Raw genomic sequence first — 17692 nt, 5'->3', positions numbered from 1 at the left:
GTGGCGAGGGGGTGCGTCAGTGCACGGAGCCCATCATCGACTGGACCTTCTTGCGGTACGAGTAGATCGCGAAGCCCGCGAGCACCGCGGCGGCGGCCTCGAAGCCGATCACCCAGGTGCCGTTCAGGTCCACACCGGCGATCGAGAGCAGGCTGGTCGTGCAGTCACCGGCGGTGACCGCGAGGAACCAGACGCCCATCATCTGCGACGCGTACTTCTGCGGCGCCATCTTGGTGGTGACCGAGAGGCCGACCGGGGAGAGGCACAGCTCACCGATGGTCTGGATCATGTAGATCGAGACGAGCCACATGGGGGAGACCATGGTGCCGTCGCCCGCCATGTTCATCGGGACGATGAAGACGAAGAACGAGGCGCCGACCAGGACCAGGCCCATCGCGAACTTCACGATGGTGTTCGGCTCCTGGTTCTTGCGGGCCAGCCACAGCCACAGCCAGGCGAAGACCGGGGCCAGGCCCATCACGAACAGCGGGTTCAGCGACTGGTACCAGGTGGCCGAGAAACCGAGGCCGAAGATGGTGTCGGCGGTCTTGGAGTCGGCGAACAGGGACAGCGTGGAGCCACCCTGGTCGTAGATCATCCAGAAGACGGCCGCGGCGATGAAGAACCAGATGTACGCGGTCATCTTCGACTGCTCGGAGCCCGACAGGTCCTTGTCGCGCTTGATCCGCGTCAGGACGGCGATCGGGATGATCAGACCGGCCAGGGTCAGCGGGATCAGGGCCCAGTTCAGCGTGTAGTAGCCCAGCCAGACCACGGCGCCGTAGAAGACCGCGACGCCCGCGACCCAGAGCAGGACCTTGCGGATGACCGCGGTGCGCTCCTCGGGGGTCAGCGGGTTCGGGACCTCGCTGCTCTTCGGGCTCAGGTTCTTGGTGCCGATCAGGAACTGGGCGAGACCCAGGCCCATGCCGACGGCGGCGAGGGCGAAGCCCAGGTGCCAGTTGTGCTCCTTGCCGACCGTTCCGACGATGAACGGGGCGACGAAGGCGCCGAGGTTGATGCCGATGTAGAAGATCGTGAAGCCACCGTCGCGGCGCGGGTCCTCCGGGCCGTCGTAGAGGTGGCCCACCATCGTGGAGATGTTGGCCTTCAGCAGACCGGAACCGGTCGCGACCAGGATCAGACCGACGAAGAACATCGCCTGGCCGGGAAGGGCCAGCGACAGGTGACCACCCATGATCACGAAGCCGGCGATCGCGACCGTCTTGCGGGCACCCCAGACGCGGTCGCCGAACCATCCGCCCGGCATGGCCATCAGGTAGACCATGGAGACGTACACGGAGTAGATGGCCGTGGTCGTGGCCGCGGTCATCGCAAGGCCGCCGCCCTGGCTGCCCGTGGCGGCGTCGGCGCCGCCCGAGACCAGGTAGTACACGAGAAGTGCGCGCATGCCGTAGTAGGAGAAGCGCTCCCACATCTCGGTCATGAACAGCGTGGCCAGGCCACGGGGGTGGCCGAAGAAGGTCTTGTCGGTGGACGGATCCGCCGAGTCCTTCGTCAGGCTGGAAGCCATGGTCGATCCTTGCTTGCTCGGGACGCGTGGCTTCGTGAGCCCAGCAGCGCCCGGTGGGGGGTGGCCGGCACCGGCAGCGGAGGTCCCACCCCACGCCCGGGGGTCTCGTCCCCGTGGGGTGCGGGGGCGAAGGGACATCCGTGACCGGGATCCACGCCCGGCCGCGCATCCTCGCGCGGCGGGCCCGGCCCACAGGTCATTCACTGTCATCAAGCCCGGACAGGTCAGTCCGTCAAGACTGCCCCGTCCGGTCAGGACAGAAATAGAGACCTTGGGCGCGGTTTTCGGCACAAAGGTCCCTGAGGTAGTGCATCAGGCGTCTCGACACCATACGACACGACAGGGCCGCATAAGGAAGGACTTGAGATATGGATCACAGGTCGCCAGGGAACCGTCCGACCATATTCGAAGGTGTTCAGTAGGTCATAAGCCCAGATAGCCAGGGGCGTTCCCGAGGCCCCCTCGAACCAGTCGCCTCGGACTACCATCACCCACATGACGCGTGTACTGCTCGCCGAGGACGACGCATCCATCTCGGAACCCCTGGCCCGCGCCCTGCGCCGGGAGGGGTACGAGGTCGAGGTCCGGGAGGACGGCCCCACGGCCCTGGACGCCGGACTGCAGGGCGGCGTGGACCTGGTGGTCCTGGACCTCGGGCTGCCGGGCATGGACGGCCTCGAAGTGGCCCGGCGGCTGCGCGCCGAGGGCCACGGCTTCCCGATCCTGGTCCTGACCGCCCGCGCGGACGAGGTCGACACCGTCGTCGGCCTCGACGCCGGCGCCGACGACTACGTGACCAAGCCGTTCCGCCTCGCCGAGCTGCTGGCCCGGGTCCGGGCCCTGCTCCGGCGCGGCGCCGCGGAGACCGCCCAGCCCCCCGCCACCCACGGCGTGCGCATCGACGTCGAATCGCACCGCGCCTGGATGGGCGAGGAGGAGCTCCAGCTCACCGCCAAGGAGTTCGACCTGCTGCGCGTGCTGGTCCGCGACGCCGGCCGGGTCGTCACCCGCGACCAGCTCATGCGCGAGGTCTGGGACACCACCTGGTGGTCCTCCACCAAGACCCTCGACATGCACATCTCCTGGCTGCGCAAGAAGCTGGGTGACGACGCCGCCAATCCCCGCTACATCGCCACCGTCCGGGGCGTCGGATTCCGCTTCGAGAAGAGCTGAGCAGCTCCACGCCATGCGCCGCCGCCTGATCAACTCCACGCTCGCCGTCGTGCTCGTCGTGATCGCCGTCTTCGGTGTCTCCCTGGTGATCGTGGAGACCCGGACCATCACCAGCAGCGCCCAGGACCGCATCGAGTACGAGGCCCAGCGCCTGGTCGGCATCGTCGAGGCGGACGTCCTGGAGCGCGAGAAGGTCGACCCGCAGGCCCTGTCCGACCAGCTGGACGTCGGCCACCACGCCACGATCACCATCCCCGGGCAGGCCATCGTGGAGGTCGGCCACCGGATCGACGAGGATGTCATCCGCGGCACGGCACGCGGGGAGCAGGGCGAGCTCGTCGTCGTCGAGGAAGCCCGCTCCACCGTGACCAAGGAGGTCGTGCGGACGCTCGCGGTGGTCGGCGCCGTCGCGCTGCTGGCCGTCGTGGCGGCCGTACTGCTCGCCGTACGGCAGGCCAACCGGCTGGCCTCCCCGCTCACCGACCTCGCCGAGACCGCCGAGCGCCTGGGATCGGGGGACCCGCGGCCCCGGCACAAGCGGTACGGGGTGCCCGAGCTGGACCGGGTCGCGGACGTACTGGACTCCAGCGCCGAGCGGATCGGGCGGATGCTGACCGCCGAGCGGCGGCTGGCCGCGGACGCCTCCCACCAGCTGCGCACACCGCTGACCGCGCTGTCGATGCGGCTGGAGGAGATCACGGTCACCGAGGACCTGGAGACCGTGCGGGAGGAGGCGACCATCGCCCTCACCCAGGTGGAGCGGCTCACGGACGTGGTCCAGCGGCTGCTCACGAACTCGCGCGACCCGCGGACCGGCTCGGCGGTCCCCTTCGACCTCGACGAGGTCGTCAAACAGCAGGTGGAGGAGTGGCGGCCCGCCTACCGCAGCGCCGGCCGCGCCATCGTGCGCTCGGGCAAGCAGGGGGTGCGGGCCGTGGGCACCCCGGGCGCGGTCTCCCAGGTGCTGGCCACCCTGGTGGAGAACGCGCTGATGCACGGCGGCGGCACCGTCGCCCTGCGCACCCGGGTGATCGGGAACCAGGCGGTGCTGGAGGTCACGGACGAGGGGCCGGGCGTCCCGCCGGACCTCGGCAACCGGATCTTCGAGCGGGCCATCAGCGGCCGCAACTCCACCGGCATCGGCCTGGCCGTCGCCCGGGACCTGGCCGAGGCGGACGGCGGGCGCCTCGAACTGCTCCAGGCCCAGCCGCCGGTCTTCGCCCTGTTCCTGAGCCGGACGGCCCCGGAACGCTCGGAGCCGGAGAAGACGGTCCGCTAGGCCGGCCGCGCCTCAGCTCGCGGCGGGTGCGGGTTCCGGCTCCGGCTGCGGTTCGGGCCTGCGGTCCGGCCTCGGCAGCGGAGCCGGCCCGGGTATCGGCTCGACCTCGGCGGCCGGCGGCAGGGCCTTGAAGACCCAGGTCCGGTACGACCAGAAGCGGAAGACGGTCGCGGTGCCGATGCCGATGAACTTGAAGACGTTGGTGGCGACCGGTCCGTCCCATCCGAAGCCGTACGTCGCCGTGTACAGCACGCCGTTCTCGATGACCAGGCCGACCGCGCTGAAGGCGGCGAACAGGGTCAGCTCGCGGGTCCGGCCGCTCTTGGCGCGGTCCCGGTAGGCGAAGTAGCGGAAGCCGAGGTAGTTCGTGGCGATGGCGACCACGGTGGCTATCACGCTCGCGCGCACCACCTGGAGGTCGGTCGTGTGCCGGATCAGGTTGAAGACACCCAGGTTGACCAGCACACCCAGACCGCCGACCGCCCCGAACTTGGCGACCTCCCGCACGAGACCGCGTACGCGTTCGAGAACAGATCCGTTCCCCGGCGTGCTCATCTGAATGGTCAGTCCCTGTCGGTCACCGCCCCGCACGGGGGCGTCCGCTGTTCTCCGTCAACCCCCACATGTTAAGTGTCGCCCCCACGGTCCGTCTGTGCCTTCCGACACCGTGCGACGCACGGCACACCGGCGGGTCCGCGCCAGGGGCCCGTCCGGATGGCGGAATACCGCCGGATACCCTGGAGGTGTGACGTTCCCGGTAGTCGGCATGGTCGGCGGCGGACAGCTCGCCCGCATGACCCACGAGGCGGGCATCCCCCTCGGAATCAAATTCAAGATCCTCAGTGACACCCCACAGGACTCGGCGGCCCAGGTCGTGAGCGATGTCGTCATCGGCGACTATCGCGACCTGGATACGCTGCGCGCCTTCGCGCGCGGCTGCGACGTGATCACCTTCGATCACGAGCACGTGCCCACCGAGCACCTCAGGGCCCTGGAAGCGGACGGCGTACCCGTCCGCCCGGGGCCCGACGCGCTGGTGCACGCCCAGGACAAGGGGGTGATGCGCGCCAAGCTCGACGAGATCGGCGCGCCGAGCCCCCGCCACCGGATCGTGAGCGATCCGGCGGACGTGGCGGCCTTCGCGGACGAGGTGGGCGGCTTCCCGGTCATCCTGAAGACGGTGCGCGGCGGGTACGACGGCAAGGGCGTGTGGTTCGTCCGCACCCCCCAGGACGCCCAGGCGCCCTTCAGGGCGGGCGTCCCGGTCCTCGCGGAGGAGAAGGTCGATTTCGCCCGCGAACTCGCGGCGAACATCGTCCGCTCCCCGCACGGCCAGGCCGTCGCCTACCCCGTCGTGGAGTCCCGCCAGGTGGACGGGGTCTGCGACACGGTGATCGCCCCCGCCCCGAACCTCCCGGAGGCGCTGGCGGGCGAGGCCCAGGCCCTGGCCCTGCGCATCGCCAAGGAGCTCGACGTGACCGGCCACCTGGCCGTGGAGCTGTTCGAGACCACCGACGGCCGCATCCTCGTCAACGAACTGGCCATGCGCCCGCACAACAGCGGCCACTGGACCCAGGACGGGGCCGTCACCTCCCAGTTCGCCAACCACGTACGGGCGGTCCTGGACCTTCCGCTGGGCGACCCGCGCCCCCGCGCCACGTGGACGGTCATGGCGAACGTGCTGGGCGGGGACTACCCCGACATGTACGCGGCGTACCTGCACTGCATGGCCCACGACCCGCAGCTGAAGATCCACATGTACGGCAAGGACGTGAAGCCCGGCCGCAAGGTCGGCCACGTCAACACCTACGGCGACGACCTGGACGACGTGCTGGAGCGCGCACGCCACGCTGCCGACTACCTCAGAGGAACGGTGACGCAATGAGCACGTCCGCCGCAGGCCCCGTCGTCGGCATCGTCATGGGGTCCGACTCGGACTGGCCGGTCATGGAGGCCGCCGCCCAGGCCCTGGACGAGTTCGAGATCCCCTACGAGGTCGACGTCGTCTCCGCGCACCGGATGCCGCGCGAGATGGTCGCGTACGGGGAGCAGGCCGCCGGCCGCGGCCTCAAGGCGATCATCGCGGGCGCCGGCGGAGCCGCCCACCTGCCCGGCATGCTCGCCTCGGTCACCCCGCTGCCGGTCATCGGCGTCCCGGTGCCGCTGAAGTACCTCGACGGCATGGACTCGCTGCTGTCGATCGTCCAGATGCCCGCCGGGGTCCCCGTCGCCACCGTCTCGGTCGCCGGGGCGCGCAACGCCGGGCTGCTGGCCGTGCGGATGCTCGCCGCCCACGACACGGAGCTGCTGGCCCGGATGCGCGACTTCCAGCAGGAGCTGAACGACCAGGCCACGGAGAAGGGCAAGCGGCTGCGGACGAAGGTCGCCGGCGCGGACTCCTTCGGTTTCGGCAAGTGAGCGCGGCGCAGCGCCTGGACGAGGCGCGCGAGCTGCTGGCCGAGCACCCCGTCGTGGACGGTCACAACGACCTGCCCTGGGCGCTGCGCAAGCAGGTCCGCTACGACCTGGACCGCCGGGACATCGCCGGCGACCAGTCGGCGTACCTGCACACCGACATTCCGCGGCTGCGGGCCGGCGGGGTCGGCGCGCAGTTCTGGTCCGTGTACGTGAGCACCGAGCTGACCGGCGACGAGGCCGTCAGCGCCACGCTGGAACAGGTGGACGCGGTCGACCAGCTGATCAGCCGTTACCCCGCCGACCTGGTGCGGGCGCTGTCCGCGGACGACATGGAGGCGGCCCGCGCCCAGGGCCGGATCGCCTCGCTGATGGGAGCCGAGGGCGGCCACTCCATCAACAACTCGCTCGCCACCCTGCGCGCCCTGCACCGGCTGGGCGTGCGGTACATGACCCTCACGCACAACGACACCATCGACTGGGCGGATTCGGCGACCGACGAGCCCCGGCACGGCGGCCTGACGGACTTCGGCCGCGAGGTCGTCCGCGAGATGAACCGCGTGGGCATGCTGGTGGACCTCTCGCACGTGGCCGCCACGACGATGCGCGACGCCCTGGACGCCACGGTCGCGCCGGTGGTCTTCTCGCACTCCTCGGCCCGCGCGGTGTGCGACCACCCGCGCAACGTCCCCGACGACGTGCTGGAGCGGCTCCCGGCCAACGGCGGGGTGGCGATGGCCACCTTCGTCCCGAAGTTCATCCTCCCCGCCGCCGTCGAGTGGACGCTGGCCGCGGACGAGAACCTGCGGGCGCACGGCCGGCACCACCTGGACACCACGCCCGAGGCGATGGCCCTGCACCGGGCCTTCGAGGCGGCGCGCCCGCGCCCGGTGGCCACGGCCGCCACCGTCGCCGACCACCTGGACCACATGCGCGAGGTGGCGGGGATCGACCACATCGGCATCGGCGGGGACTACGACGGCACGGCCTTCACCCCGTCCGGGCTGGACGACGTGGCGGGCTACCCGAACCTGATCGCGGAGCTCCTCACGCGCGGCTGGTCGAAGGCCGACCTTGCCAAGCTGACCTGGTCGAACGCGGTACGGGTGCTGCGCGACGCGGAGGCGGTCGCGCGGGAGCTGTCGGCGTCCCGGGGCCCGTCCAACGCGGTGATCGGCTGGTCGGGCCAGTAGGGGCAACGGGTGTGACCTGCGGGTCACACCCGTTTGCCACACCTGCCGGGCGACCCGGGCGTGCGGCGTGTCACGGTGGCAGCATCTCTCCCTGCTGCCGCCGAGACCGGAGCGAACGCCATGGCCGACCTGCAGGATGAACCCCACTCCGTGGGCATCGGGGCGGAAGACCCTCCCGCCGCCCCAGCGGTGACCAGCGCCCTGGAGCGGGCCGCCGCGCTGCTGTCCGCACATCCCGTCGCGGACGGGTGCAACACCCTCGTCTGGACCCTGCGCCAGATGCCGTACCACGACATCGACACGCCCGACGCCGGTATCGACACCGACATCCCGCGGCTGCGCGCCGGGGGAGTGGGCGCCCAGTTCTGGTCCCTGCTCACCCCCGGCGAGGCCGCCGACGACCAGGTGGTCTCCGACACCCTGGAACAGATCGACGTGGCCCTGGCCCTGGTGCGCCGCTACCCCGACAGCCTGTGCCTCGCCCTGACCGCCGACGACATGGCGGACGCCCGCAACCGGGGCCGCATCGCCTGCTTCCTCGGGCCGGTGCCGGGCCGTACGCTGACCGACTCGCTGAGCGCCCTGCACGCCTTCCACGCGCTGGGCGTACGGATCCTCGCGCCGGCGGGAGCGCCCTGGGCCCGGCACGACCTGGAGCCCTTCGGCCACGAGGTGGTCCAGGAGGCGAACCGGCTGGGCATCGTGCTGGACCTGACCGGGTGCGCGTCGTCGACGGCCCGCCGGATCGCGGCGGCCTCGAAGTCCCCGGTGATCATCTCGAACACCGCGGCCGCGGCCCTGAACCCCCATCCGGCGAACGTGACCGACGAGGTCCTGCTGGCCCTGCGGGAGGCGAACGGCCTGGCGATGATCACTTTCGACACCGCCCGGACCGGGGACTCCCTGCACGCGGTGGCGGACCACATCGACCACGTCCGGGCCGTCGCCGGCCCGCACTGCGTCGGCCTGGGCGCCGCCTTCGGCACGGAACCGGGCGACCCCCGCCCCACGGGCCTGACGGACCCCTCGGGCTATCCCCGCCTGATCGCGGAACTCCTGGACCGAGGCTGGCCGGAGGCCGACCTGGCCCTCCTGACCTGGGGCAACGCCCAACGGGTCCTTCGCGACGCGGAATTCACCGCCCGAGCGGCCCACCACCGCCGCCCCGCGCCCACGCCCTTCTGACGGCCGATCCGGCCCTGCCGGCGTTGAGGCACGGGGGCCCGGGGCGGAGCCCCGGCAGCGGGGCCTTCCCCGCCGGCCCCGCCGGCGTTCGAGGCGCGGGGTCCGGGGCGCAGCCCGGCAACGGCGCCGCACGGCAACGCGGCGGCACGCCCCCCGCGCGGCGGCCACACCCCGGCCGCCTCCGCCCGCCCGGCCGGAGGGCTAGGCGTGCGGGCGGCCCATCGCCCGATAGGTCCAGCCGGCGGCCCGCCACACCGCAGGTGCGAGGGCATTGCGCCCGTCCAGGATCAGCCGGTCGGTGACGACCCGGCCCAGCTCCGCCGGGTCCAGCTCGCGGAACTCGCGCCACTCGGTGAGGTGGAGGACGACCTCCGCGCCCCGAGCCGCCTCCACCGCGGAGTCCGCGTACCCCAGCGTCGGGAAGAGGCGCCGCGCGTTGTCCATGCCCTTGGGGTCGTAGACGGTGACCTGCCCGCCCTGGAGGTGGATCTGCCCGGCGACGTTCAGCGCGGGCGAGTCCCGGACGTCGTCGGAGTCCGGCTTGAAGGTGGCGCCGAGCACCGCGACCCGCTTGCCGAGGAACGATCCGCCGACGGCGTCCCGTGCCAGCTCCACCATGTGCCCGCGCCGCCGCATGTTGATCGAGTCGACCTCCCGCAGGAAGGTCAGCGCCTGGTCGGCCCCCAGCTCGCCGGCCCGCGCCATGAAGGCGCGGATGTCCTTCGGCAGGCAGCCCCCGCCGAAGCCGATCCCGGCCCGCAGGAACTTCGCGCCGATCCGGTCGTCGTAGCCGATGGCCTCCGCCAGCCTGACCACGTCGCCGCCCGCGGCCTCGCACACCTCCGCCATGGCGTTGATGAAGGAGATCTTGGTCGCCAGGAAGGAGTTCGCGGCGGTCTTCACCAGCTCGGCGGTCGGGAAGTCGGTGACCACCAGCGGGGTCCCCTCCGACATCGGCGTCTCGTACACCTCCCGCAGCAGCTTCTCGCCCCGCTCGCCCTGCACGCCGATCACGATCCGGTCGGGGTGCAGGGTGTCCTGCACCGCGAAGCCCTCCCGCAGGAACTCCGGGTTCCACGCCAGCTCCACGTCCGCGCCCGCCGGCGCCAGCTCCTCGAGCTTCGCCGCCAGCCGCTGCGCCGAGCCCACCGGCACGGTGGACTTGCCGACCACCAGCACCGGCCGCGTCAGGTGCGGGGCCAGCGAGGCCATGGCGGAGTCGACGTAGGACATGTCACACGCGTACTCGCCGTGCTTCTGCGGAGTGTTCACGCACACGAAGTGCACGTCGCCGAACGCGCCGACCTCCTCCCAGGAGGTGGTGAACCGCAGCCTCCCGGAGGACCCCGGCAGCCCGGCCACGTGCGCGGACAGCAGCTCCTCCAGCCCGGGCTCGTACATCGGCACCCGGCCCGAGGCCAGCATCTCGATCTTCTCGGGCACCACGTCCAGCCCCAGCACCTCGAACCCCAGCTCCGCCATCGCAGCGGCGTGCGTGGCACCGAGGTAACCGGTGCCGATCACAGTGATCCTGAGGGGGGCCATGGGTGCTCCGTACAGTTGCTGGGGTGCGGCGGGCCGTTCGCGGCCACTGAGCATAGTCGGGCCGGTCGCGGGGGACGTTCTCCAGTAGGTGACCCCTCTGTCACGCAACTCACGTGGGCCGTCCGTACCGCCATCCGTGCACCGGCCACTAAGCTTCGGTTACTTAACGGTAGTTAGCATCACGCATCACCCTGGGGAGTGAGAGATCTTGGCGGGTTCTGCCGACTTCGACCTGTACCGCCCGGCCGAGGAGCACGACATGCTCCGCGAGTCGGTCCGCTCGCTCGCCGAGGCGAAGATCCTGCCGTTCGCAGCCGCGGTCGACGAGGAGTCCCGCTTCCCGCAGGAGGCCCTCGACGCCCTGGTCTCCAGCGACCTGCACGCCGTCCACGTGCCCGAGACCTACGGCGGCGCGGGCGCCGACGCCCTCGCCACCGTGATCGTGATCGAGGAAGTGGCCCGCGTCTGCGCCTCCTCCTCGCTCATCCCCGCCGTCAACAAGCTCGGCTCGCTCCCGGTGATCCTTTCGGGTTCCGAGGAGCTCAAGGCCAAGTACCTCGGCCCGCTCGCCAAGGGCGACGCGATGTTCTCGTACGCGCTCTCCGAGCCGGACGCGGGCTCCGACGCGGCCGGCATGAAGACCCGCGCGGTCCGCGACGGCGACTTCTGGGTCCTGAACGGCGTGAAGCGCTGGATCACCAACGCGGGCGTCTCCGAGTACTACACGGTCATGGCCGTCACCGACCCTTCGATGCGCTCCAAGGGCATCAGCGCGTTCGTCGTCGAGAAGTCCGACGAGGGCGTCTCCTTCGGCGCCCCGGAGAAGAAGCTCGGCATCAAGGGCTCCCCGACGCGCGAGGTCTACCTCGACAACGTCCGCATCCCGGCCGACCGCATGATCGGCGCCGAGGGCACCGGATTCGCCACCGCGATGAAGACCCTCGACCACACCCGCATCACGATCGCCGCCCAGGCGCTCGGCATCGCGCAGGGCGCCCTGGACTACGCCAAGGGCTACGTCCAGGAGCGCAAGCAGTTCGGCAAGCCGATCGGCGACTTCCAGGGCGTGCAGTTCATGCTCGCGGACATGGCCATGAAGATCGAGGCCGCCCGCCAGCTCACGTACTCGGCCGCCGCCAAGTCCGAGCGCGTCGACGGCGACCTGACCTTCTTCGGCGCCGCGGCCAAGTGCTTCGCCTCCGACGTGGCCATGGAGGTCACCACGGACGCCGTCCAGCTCCTCGGCGGCTACGGCTACACCCGCGACTACCCGGTCGAGCGCATGATGCGCGACGCCAAGATCACCCAGATCTACGAGGGCACGAACCAGGTGCAGCGCATCGTCATGGCGCGCAACCTGCCGTAACGCGCCCGACCCGCACCGACGCGACCGACCCCCGGCGGCCCGCCGGGGGTCGGTCGCGTCGCGTGGGCCGGGCATTTGCGGACACGCCGGGCACTACGGCGCCACGGGCGCGCGCCCGCGCGCCTTCCACGGCCTCCGGCCCTTCCGGACCACTCGGATGGGCTAAATTTGGGCCTTCGCACGCAGGAATCGGTTGGGGAGAACGCACATGACGGAAGCGATCCTGCTGGTCGGCGGACAGGGGACGCGCCTGCGTCCCGTGACGGTGAACACGCCGAAGCCGATGGTCCCCACCGCAGGCGTGCCCTTCCTCGCCCACCAGATAGCCCGCGCCGCCGCCGCCGGCGTCACGCACATCGTGATGGCCACCTGCTACCTCGCCGAGGTCTTCGAGCCCTACTTCGGCGACGGGTCCGAGTTCGGCGTCCACCTGGAGTACGTCGTCGAGGACGAACCGCTGGGCACCGGCGGCGCCATCCGCAACGCCGCCCGGCTGCTCACCGGGGGACCGGACTCCGCCGTCCTCGTCTTCAACGGGGACATCCTCACGGGCCTGGACATCGCCGGACTGGTGGAATCCCACAAGGCGGCCGACGCCGACGTCTCCCTGCACCTGGTCCGCGTCGAGGACCCGCGCGCCTTCGGCCTGGTCCCCACCGACTCCGAGGGGCGGGTGCTGGCCTTCACCGAGAAGCCGCAGACGCCCGAGGAGATCATCACCGACCAGATCAACGCCGGCTGCTACGTCTTCCGCCGCAGCGTGATCGACTCCATCCCCGCGGGCCGCCCGGTCTCCGTCGAGCGCGAGACCTTCCCCGGCCTGCTGGCGTCCGGCGCCACGCTGCACGGCGTCACCGAGGACACCTACTGGATGGACCTGGGCAAGCCCGAGGCCATCGTCCAGGCCTCCGCCGACCTGGTCCGCGGCGTGGTCTCCTCCCCGGCCGTCCCCGGCCGGCGCGGCGAGTCCCTGGTCCTGCCCGGCGCCCGGGTGGCGGCGGGGGCAAAGCTGTCCGGCGGCACCGTCGTGGGCGCGGGGGCCCGGATCGAGGCGGGAGCGGTCGTCCAGGGCTCCATCGTCCTGGAGGGCGCCGTCATCGGCGCCGACGCGCAGGTGAGCGCCGCCCTGATCGGCGCGCGCGCCTCGGTGGGCGAGCGGACGGTCCTCGACGGCGCGGTCATCGGCGACGACGCCCTCGTGGGCGCCGACAACGAGCTCCGCTCCGGCGCCCGGGTCTGGTGCGGGGCGCGGCTGCCCGACGCCGCGATCCGCTTCTCCCCGGACGCCTGACCCCCGGGAGGGCCCCCGCAGGGGCCCCACCGGGCGGAAGCCGGGGTCACTGGCCCCGGACGGTGACCTTCTCGTCGTTCTGGATCTGCTTCACCAGCTGCTGCACCTTCGCCTTGTCCCAGACGAGGTTCCCGCCGCGCTGCCCGGAGATCGGCATGTTCATCGACACGCCGTCGCCGCCGTTGACGCCCTTCATGGCGAAGAACATCTGGCCCATGTCGTACAGGCCCATGTCCTTGTCCACGATCAGCGTGTCCAGGCCGGCGCCCAGCAGCGGGTACAGGTCGAAGGGGTTGAGGACGGTGGACGGGGTCGCCGCCTGGCTCGCCAGCGCCGACAGGAACTTCTGCTGGTTCTTCGTCCGCTGCAGGTCCGACTCGGCGAAGGCGTAGCGGGTCCGTACGAAGGCCAGCGACTGCTCGCCGTTCAGCGTCTGCCGGCCCGCCTTGAAGTCGGCGCCCGACTTCTCGTCCTTGAAGCCCTCCTCGATGTCCAGCTCCACCCCGCCCAGCGCGTCCACGATGTTCGCGAAGCCGGCGAAGCCGATCTCCGCGTAGTGGTCGATCCGCAGGCCGGTGTTGTGCTCCACCGTCCGCACCAGCAGCTCGGGGCCGTCCTCCGCGTACGCCGCGTTGAGCTTGACCCGGCGGCCCTGCGCCGGGAACTTCTTGCCCGACTGGGAGCCGACGAAGGACGGGATCTCCACGTCCGAGTCGCGCGGCAGCGAGATCATGGTGTTCCCGCTGGAGCACTTGGCCAGGATCATCATCGAGTCGGTGCGCTTGCCCTCGGCCGAGCCCGTGTGGAGTTTCTTCTTCTCCTCGTCGGACATGCCCTCGCGGCTGTCGGAGCCCACGATCAGGTAGGTCGTGCAGTCGCCCTCCTTCGGGCGCTCGATGACCTTGGACAGGTCCACCTCGCGGCGCACCTTGGAGTCCGCCCAGAAGTAGGTGGAGACGGTGGTCACCACCAGCGCGGAGACCAGCACGATCGAGCCGACCTTGATCCGCTTGCGCCAGTCCGGGGCGGCCCCGGGCGTCCGCCCGGGACGGCCGGGCCCCGAGGGGGGCTGCGACGGCCCGCCGGGGCCGCCGGGGCCCGCGGGGGCGCCGTAGACCTGGCCCGTGTTGTAGCCGCTGTCGTAGCCGCCGTACGTGTCGTGGCCCCGCCCCTGCTGCGGGGGCACCGCGGGGGAGGGCGGTCCGGGCCGCCGGGCGGGCGGGGGCACCGCCGGGCGCGGGGGCTGCTGCCGCTGGACGTGCCGCATCCGCCGCGCGCCCTCGGGCTGCGCTCCGGCGCTGCCGCGCCCGTACCCGTCCTCGCGACCTTCAGGCCAGTCATTCATGCGCCCAAGGATGCCTGCCCGGGCGTGTCGCCCGACAGCCCGGGGTGGCTTCCGTACCGGTCCTGTTGCAGAGCTGATGCCTCCACAACGCATCTAAGGTGTCCGTATGACAGAGATACCGGGCGAGCTGCCCGGGAAGCCGACCGCGGCCTCCCGTACGACCCTCAGCCACATCATGACGGCCAACGACACCAACCTCCTCGGCACGGTGCACGGCGGCGTGATCATGAAGCTGGTGGACGACGCTGCCGGGGCCGTGGCCGGGCGCCACTCCGGTGGCCCCGCGGTCACCGCGTCCATGGACGAGATGGCCTTCCTCGCCCCCGTGCGGGTCGGCGACCTCGTGCACGTGAAGGCCCAGTGCAACTGGACGGGCCGCTCCTCCATGGAGATCGGCGTACGGGTCCTCGCGGAGCGGTGGAACGAGTCCACCCCCGCCACCCAGGTCGGCAGCGCCTACCTCGTCTTCGCGGCCGTGGACGCCGACGGCAAGCCCCGCCGGGTCCCGCCCGTGCTCCCGCAGACCGAACGCGACGAGCGGCGCTACCAGGAGGCCCAGATCCGCCGCACGCACCGGCTGGCGCGCCGCCAGGCGATCATGGCCCTGCGCGAGGAGCGGGCCGCCCAGGGCTTCGACGACTGACCGTCACTGCGCCGCGCAGGTCACCTCGTCGCCCGTCAGCACCCTGGAGCTGCCCGGGTACGGGTCCTCCGCCCGCACCGGCACCACCTTGCGGTGGTCCGAGCCCGCGATGACCACCACGGTCCGGCCCTGCCGCGCCACCGCCCGCAGCTCGCTGCCCGGCAGCGCGGCCGCCACCGAGCGGGCGGAGCGGTCCCAGCGCGGGTCGTACGTGATCACGGTGCGCCGGACGTCCCGGCCGGCGCCGTTGCCCGGGGCCCCGGTGGTGTCGAAGCCGGTGGCGCGCAGGGCCGCGTCCACCCTGCCGCCCAGCCCGTCGATCCGGGTCCCGTTCTCCACCTGCACCCGGACCTGCTTGGGGGGCACGTCCACCACTACGGCCGCGGGCCGGCTGCCGGAGGTCCCGGGGCGGGCCGGGGCCAGCGGCCGGTCCTGGCGGACCGCCTCGAAGAGCTTGGCGGCCTCGGGCTCGTCCCACTTCACGGTGGAGCCGATGCTCTTCACCCGGAAGGACGGGTCGCCGACGGGCACGGAGGCGAACTCGGAGGAGGAGGGGGTGAAGTCCCGCATCGCCTGCCCGAGCGCGAGCATCTGCTCCGAGCCGAAGCCCCGGTCGGCCCGGACCGAGCCCAGCAGCGTGGAGCTGACCTGCTTGAACTTGACCGGGTTGAGCAGCACCCCGCCGTTGGTCGCCTGCTTGATCAGGGCGGCGAGGAACCGCTGCTGGCGCTGCATCCGGCCGAGGTCGGAGGCTCCGTCGACATGGCGCGAGCGCACGTACTGCAGGGCCTGCCCACCGGTCAGCCGGTGGGTGCCGGGCAGCAGGTCGAGGCCGGTGTTCGGGTCGCGCATGGTCTTGGCGGTGCAGATGTCGACCCCGCCGATGGCGTCGACCGTCTTCATGAAGCTGGTGAAATCGACCTCCAGGTAGTGGTCGATCTTCACCCGGGTCATGTTCTCGACCGTCCGCACGGTCAGGTTGGGGCCGCCCTCCGCGTACGCGGCGTTCAGCCTCACCGGGTGCGCCTTGTGCGCCTTCCCGGTGACGAGGTCGTGGTGCGCGGGCACCTCCGCGTAGCTGTCGCGGGGCAGGCTGATCACGCTCGCCCGCTTCCGGTCCGCCGACAGGTGGACGAGCATGATGGTGTCGGTGCAGTGGCAGGGCGCCCCGCCCAGGCGGTACTCGCGCTTCTCCTCCGGACCGATCTTCTCGCGGCCGTCGGTGCCCACCAGCAGGAAGTTCAGGCCGTGCCCGGCCTGCGGGCGGTTCTTCATGTCCTTGAACGGGTCCACCCGCTCGATCCCGGTGTCCAGCCCGGTCATCACGGCATGCCCGACGGCCCCGCAGCCCAGCACCGCCACCGACAGCCCGGCCGCGATCCGCACGCCCCACCTGGGCCTGTCGTCCCGGTGCCGGGCCGGACCGGCGCCCGCACCGCCGCGCCGTGCGCGCTGTGGCTGGGCCGGCCTGGCGGGACGGGTGGGACGGTGCGGCTGGGGCACGGGGGACACCTCCGCGGGAACAGCAGGGGAAACGATCGGCCTGGATCTGATTCGTCAGAACAGTAGGCCCATACGATCAGCCTCTGTCCGTACCGCTCACTCGGCGCGCACCCGGTTCCCCCGTACGCGGTAACGTGACACCGATACCCGACCTTGAAGGACCACATGCCCGCCCAGCAGCCCGCAGTCTCGGTGATCATGCCGGTGCTCAACGAGGAGCACTACCTCCGCGACTCCGTCCGCCACATCCTGGAACAGGAGTACGCGGGCGAGATGGAGGTGGTGATCGCGCTGGGGCCGTCCACGGACCGCACCGACGAGATCGCCGCCGAGCTCGTCGCCGAGGATTCCCGAGTCCACACCGTTCCGAACCCCACGGGCCGGACCCCTGCCGCACTCAACGCCGCCATCAAGGCCTCGCGTCATCCGATCGTGGTACGCGTCGACGGCCACGGCATGCTCTCGCCGGACTACATCGCCACCGCCGTGCGCCTCCTGGAGGAGACCGGTGCGCAGAACGTCGGCGGCATCATGCACGCCGAGGGCCAGAACGCCTGGGAAGAGGCCGTCGCCGCCGCGATGACCTCGCGGATCGGCGTCGGCAACGCGCCGTTCCACACCGGCGGCCGGGCGGGACCGGCCGAGACCGTGTACCTCGGTGTCTTCCGCCGCGAGGCGCTGGAGCAGCAGGGCGGTTACAACGAGGAGTTCATCCGCGCCCAGGACTGGGAGCTGAACTTCCGCATCCGCGAGGCCGGCGGCCTGATCTGGTTCTCCCCGGAGCTGAAGGTCCAGTACCGGCCGCGGCGTTCGGTGCGCGCCCTGGCCAAGCAGTACAAGGACTACGGGCGGTGGCGGCACGTGGTGGCCCGCTACCACTCCGGGTCCATCAACCTGCGCTACCTGGCCCCGCCGACCCTGGTCTGCGCGCTCGCGGCGGGCGTGGTCGTGGGTGCGGCCGTCACCCCGCTCGGCTTCGCCGTCCCGGCCGGCTACCTCGCGGCGATCGCCGTGGGCTCCGTCCCGGCCGGCAGGGGCCGCTCCCTGAAGGCCCGGGCGCAGATCCCCCTGGCCCTGGCCACCATGCACCTGTGCTGGGGCTACGGCTTCCTGACGAGCCCGCGCTCGCTCGCGAACAAGCTCATCGCGACCCGCCGCCCGGCCGTGCACCGGGACCCGTCGCAGGTCTGAGACGTACGAAGGGGCCCGGTGGGGCGGCT

At 71.6% G+C, this 17692-nt stretch carries 15 protein-coding genes; 10 read left to right on the top strand and 5 right to left on the bottom strand.

What is annotated here, in order from left to right; genetic code table 11:
- Window positions 1-16: 16 nt before the first annotated feature.
- Window positions 17-1534, bottom strand: a complete 1518-nt coding sequence (locus BGK67_RS14860) for a peptide MFS transporter (RefSeq protein WP_069920541.1) — start codon at window positions 1532-1534, stop codon at window positions 17-19.
- Between the two features lie 495 nt (window positions 1535-2029).
- Between BGK67_RS14860 and BGK67_RS14855 the strand changes: the two genes are divergently transcribed.
- A complete protein-coding gene (locus BGK67_RS14855) occupies window positions 2030-2707 on the top strand; it encodes a response regulator transcription factor (RefSeq protein ID WP_069920540.1) in 678 nt (225 codons plus the stop codon).
- 13 nt (window positions 2708-2720) lie between these two features.
- Window positions 2721-3986 (top strand): ATP-binding protein, encoded by a 1266-nt coding sequence (locus BGK67_RS14850; protein WP_069920539.1) that lies wholly within the window; start codon window positions 2721-2723, stop codon window positions 3984-3986.
- Window positions 3987-3998: 12 nt separating this feature from the next.
- Here BGK67_RS14850 and BGK67_RS14845 read toward each other — a convergent pair whose 3' ends face one another.
- Window positions 3999-4541 (bottom strand): GtrA family protein, encoded by a 543-nt coding sequence (locus BGK67_RS14845; RefSeq protein ID WP_079154190.1) that lies wholly within the window; start codon window positions 4539-4541, stop codon window positions 3999-4001.
- Window positions 4542-4731: 190 nt separating this feature from the next.
- Between BGK67_RS14845 and BGK67_RS14840 the strand changes: the two genes are divergently transcribed.
- From BGK67_RS14840 to BGK67_RS14825, 4 genes are all read left to right on the top strand, one after another.
- Window positions 4732-5871, top strand: coding sequence for a 5-(carboxyamino)imidazole ribonucleotide synthase (locus BGK67_RS14840; protein WP_079154189.1), 1140 nt, complete (start codon window positions 4732-4734; stop codon window positions 5869-5871).
- Window positions 5868-6404, top strand: coding sequence for a 5-(carboxyamino)imidazole ribonucleotide mutase (purE, locus tag BGK67_RS14835; protein ID WP_069920537.1), 537 nt, complete (start codon window positions 5868-5870; stop codon window positions 6402-6404). The genes BGK67_RS14840 and purE overlap by 4 nt, the downstream gene beginning before the upstream one ends.
- Complete coding sequence (locus BGK67_RS14830) at window positions 6401-7594, top strand: dipeptidase (RefSeq protein ID WP_069920536.1); 1194 nt, start codon at window positions 6401-6403, stop codon at window positions 7592-7594. Before purE ends, BGK67_RS14830 begins: the two co-directional genes overlap by 4 nt.
- 120 nt (window positions 7595-7714) lie before the next feature.
- Window positions 7715-8779: a dipeptidase gene (locus BGK67_RS14825; protein ID WP_069920535.1), complete on the top strand. Its 1065-nt coding sequence runs from the start codon at window positions 7715-7717 to the stop codon at window positions 8777-8779.
- 201 nt (window positions 8780-8980) lie between these two features.
- Here the strand turns inward: BGK67_RS14825 and BGK67_RS14820 are convergent, their stop codons facing one another.
- Window positions 8981-10324: a UDP-glucose dehydrogenase family protein gene (locus BGK67_RS14820; RefSeq protein WP_069920534.1), complete on the bottom strand. Its 1344-nt coding sequence runs from the start codon at window positions 10322-10324 to the stop codon at window positions 8981-8983.
- Between the two features lie 208 nt (window positions 10325-10532).
- Between BGK67_RS14820 and BGK67_RS14815 the strand changes: the two genes are divergently transcribed.
- Both BGK67_RS14815 and BGK67_RS14810 read left to right on the top strand, forming a co-directional pair.
- The gene (locus BGK67_RS14815; protein WP_069920533.1) at window positions 10533-11690 is read left to right on the top strand and encodes an acyl-CoA dehydrogenase family protein; all 1158 of its coding nucleotides are present in this window, start codon (window positions 10533-10535) and stop codon (window positions 11688-11690) included.
- A 208-nt stretch (window positions 11691-11898) separates the two neighbouring features.
- The gene (locus BGK67_RS14810; protein ID WP_069920532.1) at window positions 11899-12981 is read left to right on the top strand and encodes a mannose-1-phosphate guanylyltransferase; all 1083 of its coding nucleotides are present in this window, start codon (window positions 11899-11901) and stop codon (window positions 12979-12981) included.
- A 46-nt stretch (window positions 12982-13027) separates the two neighbouring features.
- Here the strand turns inward: BGK67_RS14810 and BGK67_RS14805 are convergent, their stop codons facing one another.
- Entirely contained in the window at window positions 13028-14326 is a 1299-nt protein-coding gene (locus BGK67_RS14805) for an LCP family protein (protein WP_079154188.1), read from the bottom strand.
- A 106-nt stretch (window positions 14327-14432) separates the two neighbouring features.
- Between BGK67_RS14805 and BGK67_RS14800 the strand changes: the two genes are divergently transcribed.
- Window positions 14433-14969, top strand: a complete 537-nt coding sequence (locus tag BGK67_RS14800) for an acyl-CoA thioesterase (RefSeq protein WP_069920531.1) — start codon at window positions 14433-14435, stop codon at window positions 14967-14969.
- 3 nt (window positions 14970-14972) lie between these two features.
- Here the strand turns inward: BGK67_RS14800 and BGK67_RS14795 are convergent, their stop codons facing one another.
- The gene (locus BGK67_RS14795) at window positions 14973-16355 is read right to left on the bottom strand and encodes an LCP family protein (RefSeq protein WP_069920530.1); all 1383 of its coding nucleotides are present in this window, start codon (window positions 16353-16355) and stop codon (window positions 14973-14975) included.
- A gap of 282 nt (window positions 16356-16637) precedes the next feature.
- Between BGK67_RS14795 and BGK67_RS14790 the strand changes: the two genes are divergently transcribed.
- Window positions 16638-17663 (top strand): glycosyltransferase family 2 protein, encoded by a 1026-nt coding sequence (locus tag BGK67_RS14790; RefSeq protein WP_069920529.1) that lies wholly within the window; start codon window positions 16638-16640, stop codon window positions 17661-17663.
- The last annotated feature ends 29 nt before the right edge of the window (window positions 17664-17692 follow it).

The organism is Streptomyces subrutilus, assembly GCF_001746425.1.
Taxonomy (GTDB): Bacteria; Actinomycetota; Actinomycetes; order Streptomycetales; family Streptomycetaceae; genus Streptomyces; species Streptomyces subrutilus_A.
The sequence above is the reverse complement of the archived record's forward strand: the minus strand, read 5'-3'. Positions and strand labels throughout refer to the sequence as shown.